Genomic DNA, 19,204 nt, shown 5'->3' on the forward strand with positions numbered 1-19,204 from the left:
GGCATCCCGGCGACGGATGTATTTCCAGTCCGCTTCGTCGATATAGATGCCGTTCGGGCCGCTACCGCCTTCCAGGTCGATCGCCACGTGTGCGGAAACCTGCGGCTTCACGCTCGCCAGGATCGGCACGAAGCCCAGTTGCAGGCTGGTCTCCAGCAGCGCGGCCTGGTTGCGCTCGTCGATGTCCGCCGCCTCGTCCAGGTAGTAGGGCAGGCGCACGCGCCCGGCCTGCTCGCGGTCCATCAGGTGCAGCAACAGGTACATGTTGGTCAGCGCCTTGATGGTCATGGTGGTGCCGTTGGAGGCGGCGCCGTCGATGTCGGTGTGCATGATCGGCTGGCCGTTGACCTTGGTGATCTCGAAGGCCAGTTCGAACAGGTCCTTCAGGCCCAACTGGTTGTGGTTGGCGGCGACCAGGCGGGCCAGGTATTCCTTGGCCTCCTCGTTCTTCGCGTCCTGCTCGGCGCTCTGGGTCAGGTCGAACACCGAGAGGTTCTCGCCTTCCTCGTACTGGCCGGCGCTGTGGATGATCTGGTCGATGTGCTTGAGCGCATCCTTGTTCGGCGCGAGGACGATGCGGAAGCTCTGCAGGTTGGAAACCTGGCGCTTGTTGATCTCGCGGTTGAACAGGGCCAACTGGTGTTCCAGGTTGTCGTAGTCGCTGCGGATGTTGCGCAGGGTCCGGGCGATGTCGGTGACCGCCGCGCGGCGCGCCTTGGCCAGCGTCAGGGCCTCGTCCTGGCGATGCGCGTAGGCGTTGATCAACAGCTTCAGGCGGCGCTCGGTGTCGTCTTCGCTATCGAACTTGGCGACGCCCTTCAGGCGCACCTGGGCGTACAGCGCCTCGATCTGCCCGTCGATGCGCTGCAGCGCCTGCCAGGTGTCTTGGTAGTCGTTGAGCAGCGGCAGCAGGTTGTCCAGCGAGTCGTCCACCGGCTCCATGAACGGCGTGCCGAAGGGCAGGTCGGCCGGCAGTAGCTGGCGGCGGCGCAGGGCATCTTCCAGGGTGCGCTCCTTGGCCTCCAGGTCGCCCAGTTGCCGGGCCACCAGTTGCAGGCGCGCGGAGAGTTGCTGGACGCGCTCGGCGAAGGCGTCGCTGGAGCGCTTGAGTTCGTCCTGGGACGCCTCCAGCTGGGCCAGTTCGGCGAGCTTCTCGGGCTCCTCGGCGGTCAGCGTCTGGGTGCGGCGGAAGTCTTCCAGGGCCTTCTGCGCATCCAGCACGTCCTGGTACAGCTTCTCTGCCTGGGCCTTGCTCGCGGCGCGGTCGGCGGCGACGCTCTGCTGGGTCTTGAGCTGCTTCAGCTCCTTCTCCAGGCGCTCCTTCTGGTCGCGCAGGGCGGCGCGGTCGGCCAGGGCCTGCAACGCCGGCGGTTCGATGTGCGACAGGTCGATGCTCAGTCCGGGAGCCTCGAAATGCTCGCCCTTGAAGTGGTCGAGGATGGCTTCGACGCTCTTCACCCAGACGTCGCCGTCATCCAGGTTCACCCCGTTCTCGCCGAGCGGCAGGCTGAACAGCGCGCCGTTGAACAGACGCATCAGGCGTTCCACGTCCTGCTGGCTGAACTCCTCGCGCAGGCGTGCGTAGCTGTTGTTGTCGGCGTGTTCGAGCTGCTGGCGGACGTTCTTCAGGCGTTTTTCCAGGTCGCGCAGGCGCTCTTCCAGGTCTTCGCTGGAGAACTGCCGCGAATGGGCCAGGGCGCCGGCCAGTTCGTCGTGGGCATCCTTGGCGGCGAGCAGCTGTTGTTCGAGGACCTTGGCGTCGTCGACCAGGGCGAAGCGGGTCTTGAGCACCGACAGCTCGCCGAGCCAGCGCTGGATGCCGGCGATCTCGCGCTCCAGGCGCATCAGCTCCTGGGTGCCGCCACGCTGTTCGTTCTGCAGGCCGTCCTGCTCGGCGCGGTATTGCTCGTGCTGGATCAGCAGTTCCTCGCGGCGCGCCCCGGCGTAGTCGTGCCAGGTGCCGAGCAGGCTGTCGAGCAGCGGTGAAAGGCGGTGCATCTTGCCGCGCAGTACGTCGCGCTGGGTCACGCCGTTGGCCAGGGCTTCCACCAGCGGGCCGGCGGCGACCAGCGCCTGGTAGTCCTGCTCCATCCGCCGCACGTCGCGGAAGGCCTCCTCGCAGGCGGCGATGTAGTCGACGTTACCCGAGCGCAGGCTGTGCTCGAAGGCGTCGAGGAACAGCTGCTTGAGCTTGGCCGCGGTGATCTCGCGCATGTGCAGCAGGTTGATGAACAGCGAGCGGAAGGTCTTCAGGCTCTGCTCGCTGGTGGAGCGCAGCGGGATCATGGTCAGGTCGAGCGGGATCGACGTGTGCCCGCCGACCAGCAGGCGGCGCAGCTCTTCCGGCTTCACCTCGTAGGCCTTGATGCCTTCGCGCTCGAGGTTGGCGAACAGCTCGCGCTGGCGCAGGCAGGTACCGTTCTTCTGGTAGTGGTCCAGGCTCAGCTCGCCGGCGTAGGCGAAGAACTGGTGGCTGAAGCCGCCGCCCGGGCCGCGCCCGGCCACGCCGATCACGTGCGGACCGTGGGGCAGCATCAGTTCGAGGAGGATGTAGCTGGTGTCCGAGGCGAAGTAGAAGCGCCGCGACTGCTCCATGCTGTACTTGCCGAAGCTCATGTCCGACAGGCGGGCAAGGATCGGGAACTGCAGGGCGTTGATCGAGGCGCTCTTGCCCAGGTTGTTGGCGCCGTAGATCGACAGCGGGTTTTCCAGCGGGAAGATACCCAGGCTGTAGCCGGCGGTATTGAGCAGGGCGAAGCGGCGGATGCCGTAGCGGGTCTGGCTCATGCGTCAGCCTCCTGTTGCGCGTGTTCTTCGGCGATGGCGCGGGCGAGGGCGTCTTCCTCGCTCTCTTCGGACAATTCTTCGTCGCTGGCCATCAGCGGTTCGATCTCGCCGTCATCGACCAGCACCGGCGTCTGCAACGGCAGGTCGGCGTGCAGGCTGGCGGACAGGTTGCGGTCCTGCTGCACCGACAGGCAGACGTCTAGGAAACGGTGCATCGGCGGCATGAAGCGGTACACGCCGCTGTCCTCGGAGGCGAAGCCGAGCTGGGTCAGGCGGCGCATGACCTTCTCTTCCAGTTCTTCCTGGGTCTGCACCTCGGCCTGGAGGAACAGGTCGCGGTATTTCTCCAGCAGCGGCGGCAGCTCTTCGCGGCCGATGCTGCCGCCGTCCAGCACGGACAGCGGGTCGCGGCCCTGGTCGGCGAGGTGTTCGACGAGGATGAAGGTGAACAGCGCCAGGCGTTGGGCGGTCTTGTTCACCTGGGCGCCGACCTGCTCCGGGACGAAGTAGTAGAAGCCGCGGGTGTCGCAGACCAGCTCGAAGCCCATGGCGCGGAACAGGCCGCGGTACTGGTCCTGGTGCGAGGACAGCTGGGTGTACAGCTCGGGGTCGCGGTGGCTGATGTGGTAGCCCTTGAACAGCTCGCGGAAGATCGGCGCGAGCTGGGTCAGTTCGGAGAGATCAAGATGCATGGGTTTCGCTCGCGGAAAGGGTGTCTGCGTCCCTGGCCTGGCCCTTGTCCTTGGCGGCGGGGTTCAGGGCGAAGGAGCAGAGGCTGACGCAATGTTCGGTGGTTTCGTACTCGCGGCGTTGCAGGCGTTCGCGCTGGAAGCGCGCGTCGCGCGACAGCCGGGAGAACCAGTAGAGCAACTCGTCGGTGGCGCCGTCCGGTTCCTGGGCCAGCAGCCATTGCATGAGGTCCGGCAGCGGCAGCGCCGCCTGGCAGCGCTCGATCATTTCCCGCGCGGTCCGCGGTGGTCGCGTCGGCCCGTTGCTCTTGCGCGTGCCGCTGGACTTGGGGAACTGCGCCGGCTTCGGCTCGAAGCGGGCGAGGGCGAAGACGTAGCTCTCGACCTGCGAGGCGGTGCCGAGGAAGGTGCTCTGCGGCCGGGTGAATAGCGGCATCGCCGCCTGCGGCACGGCATCCAGGCCCTTGCGCCGGATCGCCGCCAGCGCCAGGGCGGCGCCACGGGTCACCGCGTTGTGCCGGCGCGCTTCCTCGCGCAGCGGCAGCAATAATTCGCGGGCGCGGCGCAAGGTCAGCTGGGCGTTGGTCTGCATCTCGAGGATGCGCGCGTGGGTGCGCAGCACCAGGTCGTCGTCGACCAGGTGGCCGAGGCGCTGCTGTTCGCCGAGCAGGCGCAGCAGGACCTGTTCGACCCGCCGCACGCCCTGCTCGAAGGCGCCGTCGGCGCTGACCAGTTGGATCATCGGCTCGACGTACTCGTCCCAGGTCGCCAGGACCTCCGCGTAGCGCTGCGCCAGGGGAATCTGCCGGTCGCTGGTCTTGGCCCGCTCGGCCACGCCGATCAGTGCCTGCTCGTCATTGCCGAGCTTCTTCAGTACATCGCGCACGCGCATGTCGAGCAGTCGCAGCTGGCGCGCCAGGTCCTGGCTGTCGCGGGTCTCGAAGGCGTCCTGGATGTACCCGGCGAGGCGCTCCAGATGGCGCAGGTAGGCCTCGATCTCCAGGCACAGACCAAGGCGATGCTCGTGGCGCAGGTAGGCGAGGAAGTCGTGGATCTGCGCGTTCAGCTCGAAACGGTTGGGGCTCTTGGCCACCGGGACCAGGATATCCAGGCGGATCCACTGGTCGAGCAGGGCGGTGATTTCCGCCGGGTTGCTTTCCGGTAACTGGGTGTTCAACTGGCTGCGCAGTTCCGCCAGGCTCAGGGTGCCGGCATCGAAGCGCTCGCAGAGAGGCTCGAGCAGGGCCCAGTGTTCGGCAAGCGCACGCAGTACGCGTCGGGGGTCGATCATCGGGAGGGCCGGTCCGTGGAAAAAGCGCCGATTGTACTGCAAAGGCACGGGCGACGCAGACGCCGCCGATGAGTGCGATGCAGGCCGTCGACACGTCTGCGGCGCAGGTACGGGCCCGGTATCGGTGGGTGGCATCTGGCTATCACCGAAGTGTCGAAAAGCGGCAGTTTATGACTGCGTAAGGACTTTCCTGCCCCGCCTGGTCCGGGGAATGGGGCTTCCAGGGGCTGGCACGCTTTCTGCTGAAGTCCCCTGGCCTGTCTATTCCAAATGAATGCCGACTCTTGAACGACGCCGCCTACGCCGAGGCCCGCTGGGCCGAACTGCAGAACCAGGGTGACCTTGCCTGGGACCTGGATGCCATCACCAACCGCAGCGAGGCGATCGCCTTCCTCAAACGTTTCGAGAACCGCCTGTGCATCTACTCGGCCTATGTCGAGAAGCTCTACAGCAACTACAGCTTCGTGATTCCCGAGAGCGACCATGGCGGCATCACCATCCTGCCCAGCGAGCAGGCCTGGCACGACACCTTCCACGATATCCCGCTGGCCGCGGTGGAGCCCACCGGGATCCATATCCTGCCGGGCGAGACCATGGGCTATCGCGGGCTCTACCTGAAGATTCCCGGCGAGCACCGCCTGGTGGCGTCGAAGGAATTGCCGTTCCAGGAAGGGTTGAAACTGCTGATCCAGCGTTACCAGGCTCACGACGACGTGTTCCTGCCGATCCTGGTCAAGGGCGACCTGCGCGAGTACGAAGCGCGCATGCCCTCGCTACACCTGCACCGGATCAACCCCGCCCGCCTCAGCGCACACTCCCTGCTCAGCCTCAACGCCATCAAGGGCGCCATCGCCGACCATCTGATCGGCCTGTTCCGCCAGCAGTGAAAGGCTGACGTTACCCCCGTGTGACGATGGGTAACATCCATCCTGGCCGAGCGACCGCTCATCCGCTGCAGCGAGCGCGGCGACCGCGTCGTTCGCCGGTTTTTCTCGACTATGGGTCGGCCCCGATTCGCCCGGGGCTTTCTATAGTGACTACAGGTCGCAGTGTCTCTGCCGTCGGCCACGAGAAGAACAAGAGGTGAGCCCATGTCCCGTCGTCTGCCCTTCCTGCTGCGTTGCGCGCTGTTCTGCGGCGCCGGTCTGCTGGCTGCCACCGCCCAGGCGAGGATGGAGTCGCTGGACGACGACCAGCTTTCCGACGTGGTCGGCCAGGCCTTCATCAACCTCACCACCGACGCCGCCAACGGACTGAACTTCACCCGCATCAACTTCGGCGCCGACATCGAGACCCAACTGAACATGAAGAAGCTGCAGTTGGGCCAGTACAACCGCAGCGGCGAGCTTGCCGGCAGTGCCGACATCGCCATCGACAACTTCGCCCTGGGCACGGTCAACGACACCACCGGCGCGATCAACCCGTTCCTCATCAGCAATCCCTACATCGAGTTCGCCTACGACGGCAGCAAGATGGTCGGGATCCGTATCGGTTTCGGCGAAGCCAAGGGCTACCTCTCGGGCGATATCAAGACCCTCACCGGCAACGTGCCGGTGGACCTGTACGGCACCGGCAGCCAACTGGGAGGCAGCATTTCCTGCGGCCTGCTGGCCCTCGACTGCCTGGCGGCGAAGACCGCCATCACTCTCACCGGCAGCTCTCAGTACACCGCCCAGGCAGAGCTGGTGAACAGCTCCGGCAACCCCGACCCGATCCGCGCTGCCATGATCGGCCTGAAGAACGGCACGGCCCTGGACATGCACGACAGCACCATCATCGGCAGCCTGGTGAACGTCCTGCTGCCCTTCCTGACCTCCAACGACTGCAAGCTGATGGGCGCCCAGACATGCTTCAACCTGGCCCAGTACCAGTCGTTCCCGATCGGCACCGTGGATCCGAACAACGCGCAGAACTTCATCGACTCGTCGAAAGGCTTCTTCATCTCGATGCAGAGCCAGAACGTCCAGTGGCGCGACCAGCAGGATCCCTCCAAGCTGGTCGCCGCGCTGGCCGGTGCCTTCCTCAACATGTCGCGCAACGCCGATGGAACGGCGCCGATCAAGGTCGACTTCGGTCAGGCCTTCAATGGCATTCCACGGCAGGACACCTGCCTGGGCGGCCTGAACAAGGGCTGCTGAGATGAGTCGCGCCTGCCTGCTCGCGGCCCTGCTGGCCGCCCCCTTCGCCCATGCCGAGATGACAGCGCTCGACGACGAGCAACTGTCGGACGTGCAGGGTGCCGGCATCGGCTTCGTCCTCGACAGCGCCATGGTCGACGGCAACAAGGCCACCATCGCGATCAATGGCGTGACCAACACCGCCACCGGGCAGAACGTGCCGATCACGGTAAAGGAGCTGTACGTCGCCGCCACTGGCAGCAACAAGGGCAGCACCCTGGCGCCGGTGACTCTCGGCCGTCTGAATTTCCCGTTCAAGCTGAATCTGGCCAAGGGTTCGGTGCTGACCACCCAGCTCGACGACGGGCGGGTGGTCAGCACCTTGCCGGACACCGCGGACGTGATCGAGCTGGCTTTCCCCAGCCTGGTGAGCGGCGCCGGCGGCCAGCCGTGCATCGCTGGTTACGCCGGTGCCGGTAGCAACTGCTCGAGCCGGGCCAGCGAAAAGGTCGACGCCGGCATCCGCTTCGACTTCGGCGTCACTTCCACGCGCACCGATGTGCTCAACCTGGACTTCTCCGAACTGGCGATGGACGGTTCCTACCTGCGCTTCTGGGGCGCCAACGCGCGCAGCCAACTGGTTGGCGAGATGCGCCTGAACCTCTACGCCAAGACTTTCGAGATCATGTCCTGCGGTGCTGGCTCGCCCAGTTGCGTCAGCGCCGCCGAGCAGGCCGCGCGCACCGTCTACCTGACCAACGCCTATGCCAGCGTCGCGCTTGGCTACGGGAAGTCGCAGCCGTTGCTGTTCTCGGTCACCGCCGACGGCAACTTCACTTTCGAACTGCCCAAGCTGACCCTGGCCAACGCCGCTGACTTCTACGCCAATGCGCCGCGCACCAGCCTGGTGATCGAGAACCTCAACATCGGCGGTACCCGGCCAGGCTACGGGCAGGTACCGACCGGCGGCTACAACATGGGCCGCAACGAGATATCCGGGCTCAGCTTCAACTACCTGAAGGTGACGTCGCACAACCTCTGAGGTGGCGGCGGGAAACGAGGTACGCAGCACATGGCCAAGCAGACTCATCCACTGGCAGGCGGCATCGGCATCCTCGCGGCGCTGGCGCTGCTGTTCAGCGCTTCGGCCGGGGCCGAGTTGCGCTCGCTGGGCGATAGCGATCTGGACGACGTGGTCGGCCAGGCCGGGATCAGCATCAGCGCCTCGCTCAATCTCCAGGAAAATCCTTCGCAGACGCGCTGCGCCGGCGGTTGCGGCGCGCGCCTGGCGATCCAGCCGGCCGGCAGCGGCAACAACTACCTGGTGATCGACGATATCAGCGGCAAGTTCAGCTTCGACGAAGTCACCCTGGACGTGGTGACCATCAAGGACGGCTTCGGCGGCGACGGCGCCGCCTTCAACCGCCCGGTGCTGCGCGTCGGCCTGAAGGACACCAGCTTCCAGGACCTGCGCTTCACCATCGCTGGCGCCAACAAGGCGCGCGGTACCGATCCCGGCCTGGTGCAGACCAACCTGGTCAGCGCACGCATCGACGGCACCCTCAAGCTGCAGGGCAACGTCAATATCTTCACCGTCGCCCCGCGTTGAGGGCGAACCGTCGCATGGCGGGACAAAGCCGCTCCGCCGAGGTCGAAGAACCGCTATCATTGCCTGCCTGAACGCCGGGGGCGAAACCGTCCCCGCGCATCGCCTAATTGCCGGTGCCCGAGATTTGATCGAAGAACAGCGTCGCCGCGCCTTCCTGGGCGCGATGCAGATAACCAGTTGGCTGCCCCGCCAGCCGTTGCCGTTCGCCGCACCCTCGCGGCCGGAGTTGCTGGAGACCCCGCCCCGGGAAGAGCCGGCGGTGCCTGTGCGTGCGCGCGCCGCGATCGATGCGCCGCAGGCCCGCGTCCCGCAAGCCGAGGCGCCGGCCAGCGCGCCGAGCGTGGCTCCCGCCGCGCCCGTGGAAGGCCGCGGGATCCCGATCAGCCTGCCGAAGCCGGGCGCCCCGGCGGCGAAGAAAGCCGAGCCGGTCGCGCCGGTCGAAGAGGCCCCGGCCGAGCCGCCGGCGGTCCAGGCCCCGCCGCCGCGCTTCGCCTTGCAACTGCTGCAGGCGGGCTCCTGCACCCTGCTGGTCGAACTGCCCACCGGCGAACCCTTCGCCAGCCGCGATCCGGGTTACCTGCTGCTGCGCGACCTGCTGCGCGCCGCCGGCCTGCCGGACAGCCCGCGGCTGATCGGCGAACCGGTACGCTGGCCGCTGCTGGCGCGCGGCAACCTCGACCAGGGGCCGCAGGCGGCCCTGGAGTTCGTCCAGAGCTTCGTCGCCGCGCGCATGGAGGAGAGCGAGCGTAGCCGCTGCCTGTGGTTGGTCGGCCTGCCGGCGATCCGCTTCGCCGGCGAGGGCGACGAGGGCAGCCTGTTCCGCGAGCTGCAGGTGGACGGTCTGGGCGCAACCTGGGCAGTGCCGGGCCTGGAAGCCCTCATGGAAGAACCCGCCCTCAAGGGCGAGCTGTGGCGCGCCATGCGCCGTGTCCGTCAGCGCTGGTCGAGCGAGATTCAATGAGCGATGCGATTTCCTTCCGCCCGATGACCGAGGCGGACCTCGATGCCGTGCTGAAAATCGAATATGCCGCCTTCAGCCACCCCTGGACCCGTGGCATCTTCAGCGAAGGCCTGAAGAACTACCATTGCTGGCTGATGTTCGAGGGTAGCCAGCAGGTCGGCCATGGCGTCATCCAGATCATCCTCGACGAGGCGCATCTGCTGAATATCACGGTGAAGCCCGAAAGCCAGGGGCGTGGCCTCGGTCTGCGCCTGCTCGAACACCTGATGCGCGAGGCGGCCGGCCACCAGGCTCGCGAATGCTTCCTCGAAGTGCGCGCTTCCAACCAGGCCGCCTACCGCCTCTACGAACGCTACGGTTTCAACGAGATCGGCCGCCGTCGCGACTACTACCCCGCCGTCGGCGGGCGCGAAGACGCCCTGGTCATGGCCTGTACCCTGTTCGACTGAGGCTTGCTCCGCTTCCCTGCCGGCAACTAGCTATCACTTGGAGTAGCTGGCTGGCCTTCTGGCACCGCCGTACCCTTACCAGCATTCCGATTCTCGCCTGCATACCGCAGGCAGGTCCCTTCATGCGGTAACCCTTCGCGGGAGTGCGAAGTCAGGTCGACAGCGGCCGGTGGCAGGATGCGCAGACTGGAGCCCCCCATGTGCGACACCCTGATCCTTCGCCACCAGGGCCAGACCTGGTTCGCCAAGAACAGCGACCGCGAGCCCGCCGAACCGCAGCGTCTGCTGCGCCTGCCGGCGGTGCGCAACGATCCGGAAGCGCGCTTGCGCACCACCTACCTCGACATTCCCCAGGCCGCCCAGCGACATGCGCTGGTGATCAGCCAGCCGAGCTGGATCTGGGGCGCGGAAATGGGCGTCAATGAGCACGGCGTGGCCATCGGCAACGAAGCGGTGTTCACCAAGCTGACCCGTCAGCGCGGCACCGCGCTGCTCGGCATGGACCTGCTGCGCCTGGGACTGGAGCGCGGCGCCAGCGCCCGCGAGGCGCTAGAGGTGATCACCGGGTTGTTGCAGCGTTACGGCCAGGGCGGCCCGGCCGGCTACCGCGACAAGCGCATCCGCTACGACAACAGCTTCCTCATCGCCGACCCCGGCGAAGCCTGGGTGCTGGAAACCGCCGGCAACCTGTGGGCGGCGAAGAAGGTCGAGCGCTGGGCCATCTCCAACGCCCTGACCCTTGGCCACGAATTCGACCTGTGCAGCCGCGACCTCGAGGACCAGGCTCGCCGCCAGGGCTGCTGGGATGGTCGCGGCGACTTCCACTTCGCGCGGGTCTTCGACACCCGCCTGCTACCCTGGGTCGGCGGCGCGCACCGGCGCTGTCGGATCAACCAGCGCTTCCTCGACAGCCTGCCTGGCGAGCCGGACTGGCACGCGCTGTTCGCCGCGCTGCGCCACCATGGCCCGCGCGGGGACCACTTCCGCCGCCACAACAACCGCCAGGTATGCATGCACGCCGGCAGCTTCTGGCGGCCTTCGCAGACCACCGCCAGTCTGGTCGCCCGCTTGCGCGACGACGGCCCGCTGCTGGCCGCCACCGGTACTTCGGCGCCGTGCCTGGGACTGTTCCAGCCGCTGTCCTTCGATCCGGCCTCCGGCACCGCCGTGCTCAGCCAGCCGCGCGAGGCGGTACAGGAGTCCCGCTGGTGGCGCTTCGAGGCGGTGCACCGCCGCGCGCTCACCGACCGCGCCTTCCGCCGGCTCCTGCGCAGCGGCCGCGATTGGCTGGAACGGGAACTCTTCGCCGACCTCGAACAGCCCGACTGGCCGCGCCTGGCAGAGGATGCCGCCGCCTGGCACGCCTGTTGGCATGATCAGGCCGCCATGCAGCCGCTGGCGCAGCAGCGCTGGTGGCGTAGCCACGCCGCGCTGTGACGCTTGTCAAACGGGCATCGCCTTCCGTAAGGTGCTGCACCGGTCAAACGAGGGGCATGCCATGAGCGACTTGCAGCAACTGTTCGAGAACAACGTCCGCTGGGCCGAAGCGATCAAGCAGGAAGACCCGGACTTCTTCGCCAAGCTGGCCCGCCAGCAGACCCCCGAGTACCTCTGGATCGGCTGCTCCGACGCGCGGGTGCCGGCCAACGAAATCGTCGGCATGCTGCCCGGCGACCTGTTCGTCCATCGCAACGTCGCCAACGTCGTGCTGCACACCGACCTCAACTGCCTGTCGGTGATCCAGTTCGCCGTCGACGTGCTCAAGGTCAAGCACATCCTGGTCACCGGCCACTACGGCTGCGGCGGCGTGCGCGCCTCCCTGCACAACGACCAGCTCGGCCTGATCGACGGCTGGCTGCGCAGCATTCGCGACCTCGCCTACGAATACCGCGAGCACCTGGAGCAGTTGCCGACCGAGGAAGAGCGCGTCGACCGCCTCTGCGAGCTCAACGTGATCCAGCAGGTGGCCAACGTCAGCCACACCAGCATCGTCCAGAACGCCTGGCACCGCGGCCAGTCGCTGTCCGTGCATGGCTGCATCTACGGGATCAAGGATGGCCTGTGGAAGAACCTCAACGTCACCGTCAGCGGCCTCGACCAGTTGCCGCCGCAGTATCGCTTGAGTCCGCTGGGCGGTTGCTGCTGAGAGAGGCGGAAGCTCTTTCCCACGAGTTCCCCTCTCCCTGGAGGGACAGGGGAACTGTCGAGGACGGCTTCAGAACTCCACGCTATACGTCAGGCTGTAGGTCCGCCCCCGTCCCTTGTAGTCGAACAGTCCCGCTGGTGCGAGCCCGCCGTAGTAGACCTGCGCGCGTTGTCCCCAGACCGTGGTGTAGTCCTTGTCCAGCAGGTTCTGGATGCCCGCGGTGAGGGTGCCCACCGGCAGCGCCTGGGTGCCGAGCAGGTCGAACAGCGCGTAGCCGTCGATCTTGTTGCCCGGCTCGTCGTTCAGGTTGAAGGTGCGCACGCCCTGCAGGCGCAGGCTGCGCTGGTCGTCCTTCCAGCCGACGAAGGCGCCGGCCTTGGACGGGCTGGCCGAGGTCACGTCCTGCTTCAGCCAGCGGCCGTCGACCTTCTCCTGGGAGCGGATGGCCAGGCCGTTGACGCCGACCTGCCAGTGATCGTCCAGCCAGTAGGTAGCCTGGCCCTCCAGGCCGTAGTTGCGCTTCTTGGTGTCCTGCTGCAGCACCGCCAGGGTCTTCGAGTCGTACTTGATGCTCTTGTCCGACCAGGAATAGAACGCCGCCACCTGGGTATCCAGGGCACCGTCGGTGTGCCGCCAGCCCAGCTCGACCTGCTTGGTCTTGATCCCGTCCAGCGGCGAGTCGTTCACGCTGACCCCCTGCAACAGCGGGTAGTGGCCATTGCCGTCGGCTGCGCCGTAGCGTCCGAAACCGTAGTACTTGGCCGGATCCGGCAGCTCGAAGCCTTCGCTGTAGTTGGCCCAGACCTGTTGTTGCAGGTTCAGCTTGTAGATGGCGCCGACGTTGACCAGGTTGACGTCGTAGTCCTTGCTCCCGCCCGGAACCGCGTCGGCGGTCTTGCCGAGGCCGTTGGCGATGAGGATCTGCTGGTTCGCCGCAACGAAGTCGCTGACGTCGGTGCTCATCGACTGGCGCCGCACGCCGGCACTCAGGGTCAGGTCGTCGGTGGCCTTCCAACTGCCCTGGAGGAAGAAGGCGCGGCTGTCGGTATCGATGTCCGGGTAGCGGCCCAGCTTGGCCTGTTCACTGGCTACCAGCCCGCCGCTGGCGGCGGCGAGCGGCAGGTTGAAGAGCATCTGGTCGGACGTGAATTTTTCCCGGTCCAGGTCCACCCCGTAGGTCAGGCTGGCGCGCTCCCAGGTCTTCACCAGGGCCAGTTTCATCCCGTAGTAGTCGGTGTCCTGCTGCGAGGCCGAGTAGTAGGAGGTGCCGTAGTTGATCGCGCCGCTATTGCTGTAGCGGATGGTAGGGAAGGGATTGAAGGCCATCTTCTCGTTGCGGTAGTAGGCCTGCAGGTAGAGGTCGTGACCCAGCACTTCCGGCGCGTGGTAGGTGGCGTTGAACTGATGGCGCTTGCTCTCCGGCTCGCGGTCGAGGTCGACGCCGCCCTTGATCGAATAGGGTGCCCGTCCGCGCAGGGCGTCGAAGTTGCGCCCAAGATCGAGGCCGCGGTCGCCGTCGTAGCCGGAGTCGTAGTACTGCAGGCCGAGATCGAGGCTGTGGCCATTGGCGAAAGTGAAGCCAAGGCTGCCCATCAGGTCCACCGACCTGTTGTACTGCAGGTCGGTCTGGGTGATGTCCGTCAGTACCTGGTCGCCACTGCCGTCGTAGGCCGCGCCGTTCTTCTGGTAGGCGATGGCCAGGCGGCCGTTGAACAGGTCGTTGCCGCCGCTGATCGACTGCGCCGCGCGCAGGTCGTGGTCCTCATGGCTCTGGAAGCCGCTGCGGGCGCCCAGCTCGGTGTTGAAGCGAGTGTCGCCGCCGACGCCCTTCTTGGTCACGATGTTGATGATCCCGCCGGTGGCGCCGCCGCCGTACACCGCGCTGGCGCCGGACATCACCTCGATGCGCTCGATGTTGAATGGGTCGATGGAGTCGAACTGCCGGCTGATGCCCCGTGAACTGTTCAGCGACACCCCGTCGATCATCACCAGTACGCTGCGTCCGCGCAGGTTCTGGCCGTTGTTGGTACGACCCTGGGAGCCGATATCCAGGCCCGGGATCAATTGTCCCAACGCCTCCTTCAGCGGCACGCCGGCCTGGGTCTGCTGGTCCAGTTGCTCGCGCTCGATCACCCAGACCGTGCCGGGCAACTCGCTGATGCTGGTCGGCGCGCGCGAGCCGATCACCACCATCTGCTGCTCCACCGGATCGGCAGCCAGCGCAGGAGCGGAAAACGAAGCGAAGAGGGACAGGGAAAGCGCCAGGGGAGCCGGGCGCAAAGGGATGGAGCGGGGCATGAGGAGATTTCCGAGTTGCTGTTGTTTTGATGGGCGGCAAAGCTAAACAAATCGATAATGATTATCAAATGATTCGAACTGTTTCAATGAGGCATGCCTGGCATCCAAAGCAAGATGAAATGCCTGACACGGGGCGCTGCGCATGGCGTGGCCCTACAGCGGATCCTCGGGCATTCCTCGATGATGATGCGGTATGCACATCTGTCGCCGGAGCACTTGGAATCGGCGATGCGCTTTTCTCCGATTACTCAGTCTGGCTACAAATTGACCACATGAGGATCTGTGGTAATCTGTAGTGAAGTTAACGCTTAACGTTAAGGGTTAATGAATGATTCTGACCTTTCGCTGCGACGAGACTCGTCAGCTTTTTGAGACGGGTCTTTCGAGGCGGTGGGGAGCGATCCTCACAGTCGCTACGCGTAAGCTCGCAATGCTTCATGCGGCTACGGAGCTTCGAGACCTGCGCTCTCCACCTGGAAACCGGTTGGAGCCGTTGCAGGGAAAGCGGGCGGGCCAACATAGCATCAGGATCAATGACCAGTGGCGTGTCTGTTTCGTCTGGACGGATGCGGGTCCCGAAGAAGTCGAAATAGTTGATTACCACTGAGGAGGTGGACCATGGCTACCAATGGTATGCGCCCCATCCATCCTGGGGAAATATTGCGCGATGAGTTTCTGATGGAGTTTGATATCTCTCCAGCTGCTCTAGCACGCGCTTTGAAAGTCTCCGCTCCGACAGTGAACGATATCGTTCGTGAGCAGCGTGGTATCTCCGCAGATATGGCGATTCGTCTGGGGCGTTACTTTGATACGTCCGCTCAGTTCTGGATGAATCTCCAGAGTGAGTATTCGTTAGCAACTGCTTATGCGGCGAATGGCAAGCAGATCGAACATGAGATTGAGCCGCTGCTTGCTCACGGATAGCAGTGACGTTGATCGTAGAGCCCCGCAGATGCGGGGCTTTTTTATGCGAACCGTAAATCGGTAAAGGGGGGCGTAGACGGTTTGTAGTCGGTTTGTAGTCTGCCGACCAAAACAAAAAGGGGTTAGCTTGCGCTAACCCCTTGAAAAATATGGTGGCTACACCGGGACTTGAACCTGGGACATCAGCATTATGAATGCTGCGCTCTAACCGACTGAGCTATGTAGCCGAGTGGCGCGCATTTTCCGTATCTCGGGCGGGGCTGTCAACCCCTGGGGCTAGATAATTTTCTGATCTTTCAATCGTTTAGACGGAAGGGGTCGGATCGCCGGAGAGAGGGCGATGGGGAGGGGCAGGAACGAAAAGCCCCGGCGCTTGGCCGGGGCTTTCCTGGGACGGGAAGGGGATTACACGTTTAAACGTTGATCGGTCGGCAAAGGGCCGTGAATGCTAGGTTTCACGGGGAAACCGGGCCACGGCCTTTGCGGGAATTGCTGGAAGTACCCCCAGCTGTACCCCCCATGGGGGTATCGGGATGATAGATCAGTCTGGAATCCGGTGCCAGAGCTACGCCTGCCGGATAAAACGGGTATGGCGCAAACCGCATTGTTGGCTGACGCATGGAACGGTACGCGATGAGATGCAGGGGAACGGGCCGCTGTGGCCCAGACCTCGGAGAACGCTCATGGCAGACCATCACACCCGCCACAACCCGCTGGGACAAGATGCCCTGTTCACCACGCCGGCCTCGCTCATGCTCGATGCCCGCCTCACGCCATTGGAGCGCAATGGCTGGCAGGTTCTGCGCATGCTGCGCTCTGCCGACGGCATCAGCCCGCTGGCGAATCTGGGGCAGTTGCGTCGCTATCTCACCTCTACCCCGCTGGGGCAGCGGGCCGGGTACGAGACGGCCCGGCGCGTTCTCGTCGTGCTTCGGCTGACGGGGTGGATCAGTCTGGTGGGCCAGCAGCGCGATCCTCTGACCGGCCATGTGCTCAGCGAGCTGTATCAGGTTCACGAAAGCGCCCTCGACTTCCAACAGGCTTGCACGCTCGATGCCAGCCTGCCCGCGCTTCTGCAATCTTCCGTCGGCCACGAAAACAACCAGGTGGATCGGGTGGCCATTCACATTCAGGCAACGCTGGCGCAGGCACCTGAAGCCACTTCCATTGCGCCCCACGATCAGCACCACAGTGACGATGATTTACCCCCTACGCCGCCGCCACAAGTGCACCAGGCGGCAGGCCAACTGTCATCGTCCCGTGATTCCGCTGGCAGCACGCTTGTTCCGCAACAGACCGGACTCGCTCGCCACATGACGGCTGAGCAGGGCAGTACGTATAAGACGTATATGTATAAAAAAGAACGTACGTACCGCGCGCGCGAAGGCGACGGCGATTCGGCATCGCAGTCGGTGAGCTTACCGCCTTGCCTGAGCAATGCCCAGGCAGATCAGCAAAAAGACGTCCAGGCCGCCTTGCGGCGGCTGCCGCCGCAGCAGCGCCAGGAAGTACTCGACGAGCTGCAGGCACGCAGCCAGAGCGGCACCGTGCGCAATGTCGTGGCCTACTTCTTCGCCTTGGTGAAGCGCGTTTTTGCGGGCGAGTTCCGCTTGTGGGCAGGACGCAAGGAGGCGTCTGCCGCGGACCGGCCTACAAGTCCGCCGCGCACCGAAGACCGCCCAGAACCGACTGCGCCACCGGCATCGCGTGAAACAGTCCTGGCGCACATCGCCAACATCCGCAAGATGCTGAACGTCCCGACGAACGCTGGGGACATCGCAGCACAGGTAATGCAGGTCAGGGGATGGCAGCCCCATCCTGCGTAGCAAATGCTGCCGCTAAACGGAGCGTCACTGCACGCCGCAGTGACGCTCCGCGCCATACCACCAACAATGCGGGCAAAAGCCAGTTCCTATAGCTTGCGGCCTACATGATGATGTCAGTATTACATTGACCGGGCAGTTGCCAAGACCGATGGGCTTCTTACATCGGCACCCCCAACAGCGCAAGTTCCTGCAAGCGCTGGCCCGACAGGGTGGAGCCACCCCAGGTATGCCCAGGCTCCGACGGCATACCGGCCCTACCCAGGGTGGAGCCTTCTTCGTCTGATTGAACTCATCCCTACCGCGCCGCCTGGCGCACTGTCCTTTGCGGCAATTATCTCTGTGAAACGCACAGGGCTCCCGCTGCATTTCTCATCCCACTCACTTCATAGGAGGACTCTCCCACATTCGCATCACTTTCGTCTTGTAGTACCTCCGTCCGGGCTTCCAGCAGGGAGCAAGACGGGCGCCTCATTCGAGGCTCTGGTGTCTCCTGAACACCATGCCCTTGCCATCACGGGATCTCGCCTTGGCGAGCTGGCACCAACACTAACCACTGAATTTCAGGACAACGCAGTACGGCGCCTTGCTTGGAGGCCGGAAGATGGACGACTTGACCTACACCCTGCGGCAGCTTTGCCAGCGCAACCGTGACGGCAGCTACAACACACAGGCCGACCGGATGCGTTCGCTGTTGCTGGTCGCGCGGCAACTAAGGGAGGCCGGTTTCCGGCAGATGAAGGCTTCGTCGCTCAAGGGCAAGCACGTCCATACGTTGCTGGATCGCTGGCGGGGAGAAGGCTTGTCGTCCGGCACTATCAAGAATCGGCTTTCTCACCTGCGCTGGTGGGCAGAGAAGATCGGCAAGGCCGGCATTCTGCCCTCGGACAACACACAGCTTGGCGTGCCCGAGCGTCGCTACGTGACCAATATCAGCAAGGCTCGCGAACCGGATGACAGGCTGGCCAAGATCACTGATCCCCACGTCCGTGTAAGTCTACGCTTGCAGGCCGCCTTCGGTCTGCGGCGGGAAGAATCCATCAAGTTCCAGCCTCGTCACGCTGACGGTGGCGACCACATCGCTATCAAGGGTTCATGGGCCAAGGGCGGACGCGACCGCACAGTGCCGATCACGACGCCGGAGCAGCGTGCGGTGCTGGACGAAGCACATCGGCTGGCCGGGTCGGGCTCGCTGATCCCAGCGCACAAGACCTACATCCAGCAGCGGCATGTTTACGACGGCCACTGCAAGGCGGCGGGTTTGAGCAACATGCACGGACTGCGGCATCGGTACGCGCAGATGCGGTATGAGGCACTCACAGGCTGGAAAGCTCCGGCGGCGGGTGGGCCAGCTCAAGCCCTGTTCAGCGCAAGCCAACGAACAATTGACCAGCACGCCCGACAGCAGATCAGCCGCGAACTCGGGCATGAAAGACTGAAAGTAACGTCGATCTATCTGGGTACCTGAGATTGGGTACCAACATCCCCAGGCCTCTCATGCCTCTCTGCAAAGATTCGGCTCCCAGACTTTTAAATAGAGATAACCAATTGATTTATATGATATTAAATAAAATCTCTCTGCAGCCCTCTCTCTGCAATTTTCTCTGTCAGCCGCCAGCAAGGAGCAGTATCGGAACCGGTGTTCACGATCACCTCATGGCGGCGCAGCCTGATCAGCAAGCGAAATCAGGCTTTCGCCCGCGCGGGCATAGTAGTGTCCCTTCCAGGCAATCGGGATACCCTGCAGCGCAGCAGGGATCTCAAACATCAACACGCGGCCATCGGCGTGTTCCAGCTCATGGATTTCACGGAAGGTGATGCGAGGTTCCGCATTTTCCGCAACCTACATCTTCAGCGAATGCAAGCGTTCGGATTGCAGACGGTAGTCCGTGCCGACCACGCGACGGGTTTTGTTGTTCACGCCGAACACCAGCCAGTCGCCATCGCTTCCGCGCAGGTTGGCTTCGTTTGCTAGCGCAGAGAAGTACTTGCCGATATCGTCGGTGCTGTAGTTATCGCCAGCCTGCTTGAATTCCACCACCTCGTTTTCCCAAGTAGCGACCAGGCTGTCCAGCCGTTGGCTCAAGTCTGGTTGGGTCATCGTTTCTCC

Annotated in this window: 17 protein-coding genes, 1 tRNA gene and 1 pseudogene; 13 read left to right on the forward strand and 6 right to left on the reverse strand. The window is 64.5% G+C overall.

Annotated features, from left to right (window positions below; translation table 11 throughout):
* From mksF to mksB, 3 genes are all read right to left on the reverse strand, one after another.
* The coding region (mksF, locus tag HMPREF1224_RS31955; protein ID WP_010793755.1) for an Mks condensin complex protein MksF at positions 1-2,787 on the reverse strand (2,787 nt) is incomplete at its 3' end.
* On the reverse strand, positions 2,784-3,479 hold the full coding sequence (gene mksE, locus HMPREF1224_RS31960; protein ID WP_003095041.1) for an Mks condensin complex protein MksE: 696 nt from the start codon (positions 3,477-3,479) through the stop codon (positions 2,784-2,786). The genes mksF and mksE, both read right to left, overlap by 4 nt.
* A complete protein-coding gene (mksB, locus tag HMPREF1224_RS31965) occupies positions 3,469-4,767 on the reverse strand; it encodes an Mks condensin complex protein MksB (RefSeq protein WP_003117421.1) in 1,299 nt (432 codons plus the stop codon). The genes mksE and mksB overlap by 11 nt, the downstream gene beginning before the upstream one ends.
* A 284-nt stretch (positions 4,768-5,051) precedes the next feature.
* Here mksB and HMPREF1224_RS31970 point away from each other — a divergent pair, with 284 nt between their 5' ends.
* The 8 genes from HMPREF1224_RS31970 to can all read left to right on the forward strand — a co-directional run bounded on the left by HMPREF1224_RS31970 (position 5,052) and on the right by can (position 12,049).
* Positions 5,052-5,654, forward strand: coding sequence for a hypothetical protein (locus HMPREF1224_RS31970; RefSeq protein ID WP_003095035.1), 603 nt, complete (start codon positions 5,052-5,054; stop codon positions 5,652-5,654).
* Positions 5,655-5,858: 204 nt separating this feature from the next.
* Positions 5,859-6,905 carry a DUF6160 family protein gene (locus HMPREF1224_RS31975; protein WP_003106143.1) on the forward strand — a complete coding sequence of 349 codons (1,047 nt, stop codon included), beginning with the start codon at positions 5,859-5,861 and terminating at the stop codon, positions 6,903-6,905.
* A gap of 1 nt (position 6,906) precedes the next feature.
* Positions 6,907-7,926 (forward strand): hypothetical protein, encoded by a 1,020-nt coding sequence (locus HMPREF1224_RS31980; protein WP_003095031.1) that lies wholly within the window; start codon positions 6,907-6,909, stop codon positions 7,924-7,926.
* 30 nt (positions 7,927-7,956) lie between these two features.
* Entirely contained in the window at positions 7,957-8,493 is a 537-nt protein-coding gene (locus HMPREF1224_RS31985) for a DUF6160 family protein (RefSeq protein WP_003141635.1), read from the forward strand.
* A 259-nt stretch (positions 8,494-8,752) separates the two neighbouring features.
* On the forward strand, positions 8,753-9,454 hold the full coding sequence (locus HMPREF1224_RS31990; protein ID WP_003141633.1) for a hypothetical protein: 702 nt from the start codon (positions 8,753-8,755) through the stop codon (positions 9,452-9,454).
* Positions 9,451-9,903, forward strand: coding sequence for a ribosomal protein S18-alanine N-acetyltransferase (gene rimI / locus HMPREF1224_RS31995; protein ID WP_003095025.1), 453 nt, complete (start codon positions 9,451-9,453; stop codon positions 9,901-9,903). The genes HMPREF1224_RS31990 and rimI overlap by 4 nt, the downstream gene beginning before the upstream one ends.
* A 198-nt stretch (positions 9,904-10,101) precedes the next feature.
* A complete protein-coding gene (locus HMPREF1224_RS32000) occupies positions 10,102-11,340 on the forward strand; it encodes a C69 family dipeptidase (RefSeq protein ID WP_010793756.1) in 1,239 nt (412 codons plus the stop codon).
* Between the two features lie 61 nt (positions 11,341-11,401).
* On the forward strand, positions 11,402-12,049 hold the full coding sequence (gene can, locus HMPREF1224_RS32005) for a carbonate dehydratase (protein WP_003095021.1): 648 nt from the start codon (positions 11,402-11,404) through the stop codon (positions 12,047-12,049).
* A gap of 69 nt (positions 12,050-12,118) precedes the next feature.
* Here the strand turns inward: can and HMPREF1224_RS32010 are convergent, their stop codons facing one another.
* Complete coding sequence (locus HMPREF1224_RS32010; protein WP_003099265.1) at positions 12,119-14,347, reverse strand: TonB-dependent receptor; 2,229 nt, start codon at positions 14,345-14,347, stop codon at positions 12,119-12,121.
* A gap of 150 nt (positions 14,348-14,497) precedes the next feature.
* Between HMPREF1224_RS32010 and HMPREF1224_RS45960 the strand changes: the two are divergent.
* From HMPREF1224_RS45960 to HMPREF1224_RS32015, 3 genes and pseudogenes are all read left to right on the forward strand, one after another.
* Positions 14,498-14,623, forward strand: a pseudogene (locus HMPREF1224_RS45960) (integrase); the annotation flags it as partial.
* A gap of 52 nt (positions 14,624-14,675) precedes the next feature.
* Entirely contained in the window at positions 14,676-14,954 is a 279-nt protein-coding gene (locus tag HMPREF1224_RS44585; protein WP_003113526.1) for a type II toxin-antitoxin system RelE/ParE family toxin, read from the forward strand.
* Between the two features lie 11 nt (positions 14,955-14,965).
* The gene (locus tag HMPREF1224_RS32015; protein WP_003113527.1) at positions 14,966-15,271 is read left to right on the forward strand and encodes a HigA family addiction module antitoxin; all 306 of its coding nucleotides are present in this window, start codon (positions 14,966-14,968) and stop codon (positions 15,269-15,271) included.
* A 150-nt stretch (positions 15,272-15,421) separates the two neighbouring features.
* On the opposite strand, the gene HMPREF1224_RS32020 is transcribed toward HMPREF1224_RS32015, so the two are convergent.
* Positions 15,422-15,498: transfer RNA gene (locus HMPREF1224_RS32020), tRNA-Met, on the reverse strand.
* Positions 15,499-15,954: 456 nt separating this feature from the next.
* Between HMPREF1224_RS32020 and HMPREF1224_RS32025 the strand changes: the two genes are divergently transcribed.
* Together HMPREF1224_RS32025 and HMPREF1224_RS32030 are read left to right on the forward strand one after the other, a co-directional pair.
* Positions 15,955-17,097, forward strand: coding sequence for an STY4528 family pathogenicity island replication protein (locus HMPREF1224_RS32025; protein WP_010793757.1), 1,143 nt, complete (start codon positions 15,955-15,957; stop codon positions 17,095-17,097).
* A 601-nt stretch (positions 17,098-17,698) separates the two neighbouring features.
* Positions 17,699-18,562 (forward strand): phage integrase N-terminal domain-containing protein, encoded by an 864-nt coding sequence (locus HMPREF1224_RS32030; protein ID WP_010793758.1) that lies wholly within the window; start codon positions 17,699-17,701, stop codon positions 18,560-18,562.
* Positions 18,563-18,937: 375 nt separating this feature from the next.
* Here the strand turns inward: HMPREF1224_RS32030 and HMPREF1224_RS45800 are convergent, their stop codons facing one another.
* On the reverse strand, positions 18,938-19,195 hold the full coding sequence (locus tag HMPREF1224_RS45800; protein WP_010793759.1) for an ATP-binding protein: 258 nt from the start codon (positions 19,193-19,195) through the stop codon (positions 18,938-18,940).
* Positions 19,196-19,204: the final 9 nt, after the last annotated feature.

The sequence above is a fragment of the Pseudomonas sp. P179 genome, assembly GCF_000478485.2.
Taxonomy (GTDB): domain Bacteria; phylum Pseudomonadota; class Gammaproteobacteria; order Pseudomonadales; family Pseudomonadaceae; genus Pseudomonas; species Pseudomonas aeruginosa.

Bases quoted from the DNA above. Each gene is read 5' to 3' on its own strand.
- HMPREF1224_RS31975 (WP_003106143.1), top strand. From the start codon at position 5,859: ATGTCCCGTCGTCTGCCCTTCCTGCTGCGTTGCGCGCTGTTCTGCGGC.
- HMPREF1224_RS32025 (WP_010793757.1), top strand. From the start codon at position 15,955: ATGGCAGACCATCACACCCGCCACAACCCGCTGGGACAAGATGCCCTG.
- can (WP_003095021.1), top strand. From the start codon at position 11,402: ATGAGCGACTTGCAGCAACTGTTCGAGAACAACGTCCGCTGGGCCGAA.
- HMPREF1224_RS32010 (WP_003099265.1), bottom strand. From the start codon at position 14,347: ATGCCCCGCTCCATCCCTTTGCGCCCGGCTCCCCTGGCGCTTTCCCTG.
- rimI (WP_003095025.1), top strand. From the start codon at position 9,451: ATGAGCGATGCGATTTCCTTCCGCCCGATGACCGAGGCGGACCTCGAT.
- HMPREF1224_RS31985 (WP_003141635.1), top strand. From the start codon at position 7,957: ATGGCCAAGCAGACTCATCCACTGGCAGGCGGCATCGGCATCCTCGCG.
- HMPREF1224_RS32000 (WP_010793756.1), top strand. From the start codon at position 10,102: ATGTGCGACACCCTGATCCTTCGCCACCAGGGCCAGACCTGGTTCGCC.
- HMPREF1224_RS44585 (WP_003113526.1), top strand. From the start codon at position 14,676: ATGATTCTGACCTTTCGCTGCGACGAGACTCGTCAGCTTTTTGAGACG.
- mksB (WP_003117421.1), bottom strand. From the start codon at position 4,767: ATGATCGACCCCCGACGCGTACTGCGTGCGCTTGCCGAACACTGGGCC.
- HMPREF1224_RS32015 (WP_003113527.1), top strand. From the start codon at position 14,966: ATGGCTACCAATGGTATGCGCCCCATCCATCCTGGGGAAATATTGCGC.
- HMPREF1224_RS45800 (WP_010793759.1), bottom strand. From the start codon at position 19,195: ATGACCCAACCAGACTTGAGCCAACGGCTGGACAGCCTGGTCGCTACT.
- HMPREF1224_RS32030 (WP_010793758.1), top strand. From the start codon at position 17,699: ATGGACGACTTGACCTACACCCTGCGGCAGCTTTGCCAGCGCAACCGT.
- mksE (WP_003095041.1), bottom strand. From the start codon at position 3,479: ATGCATCTTGATCTCTCCGAACTGACCCAGCTCGCGCCGATCTTCCGC.
- HMPREF1224_RS31980 (WP_003095031.1), top strand. From the start codon at position 6,907: ATGAGTCGCGCCTGCCTGCTCGCGGCCCTGCTGGCCGCCCCCTTCGCC.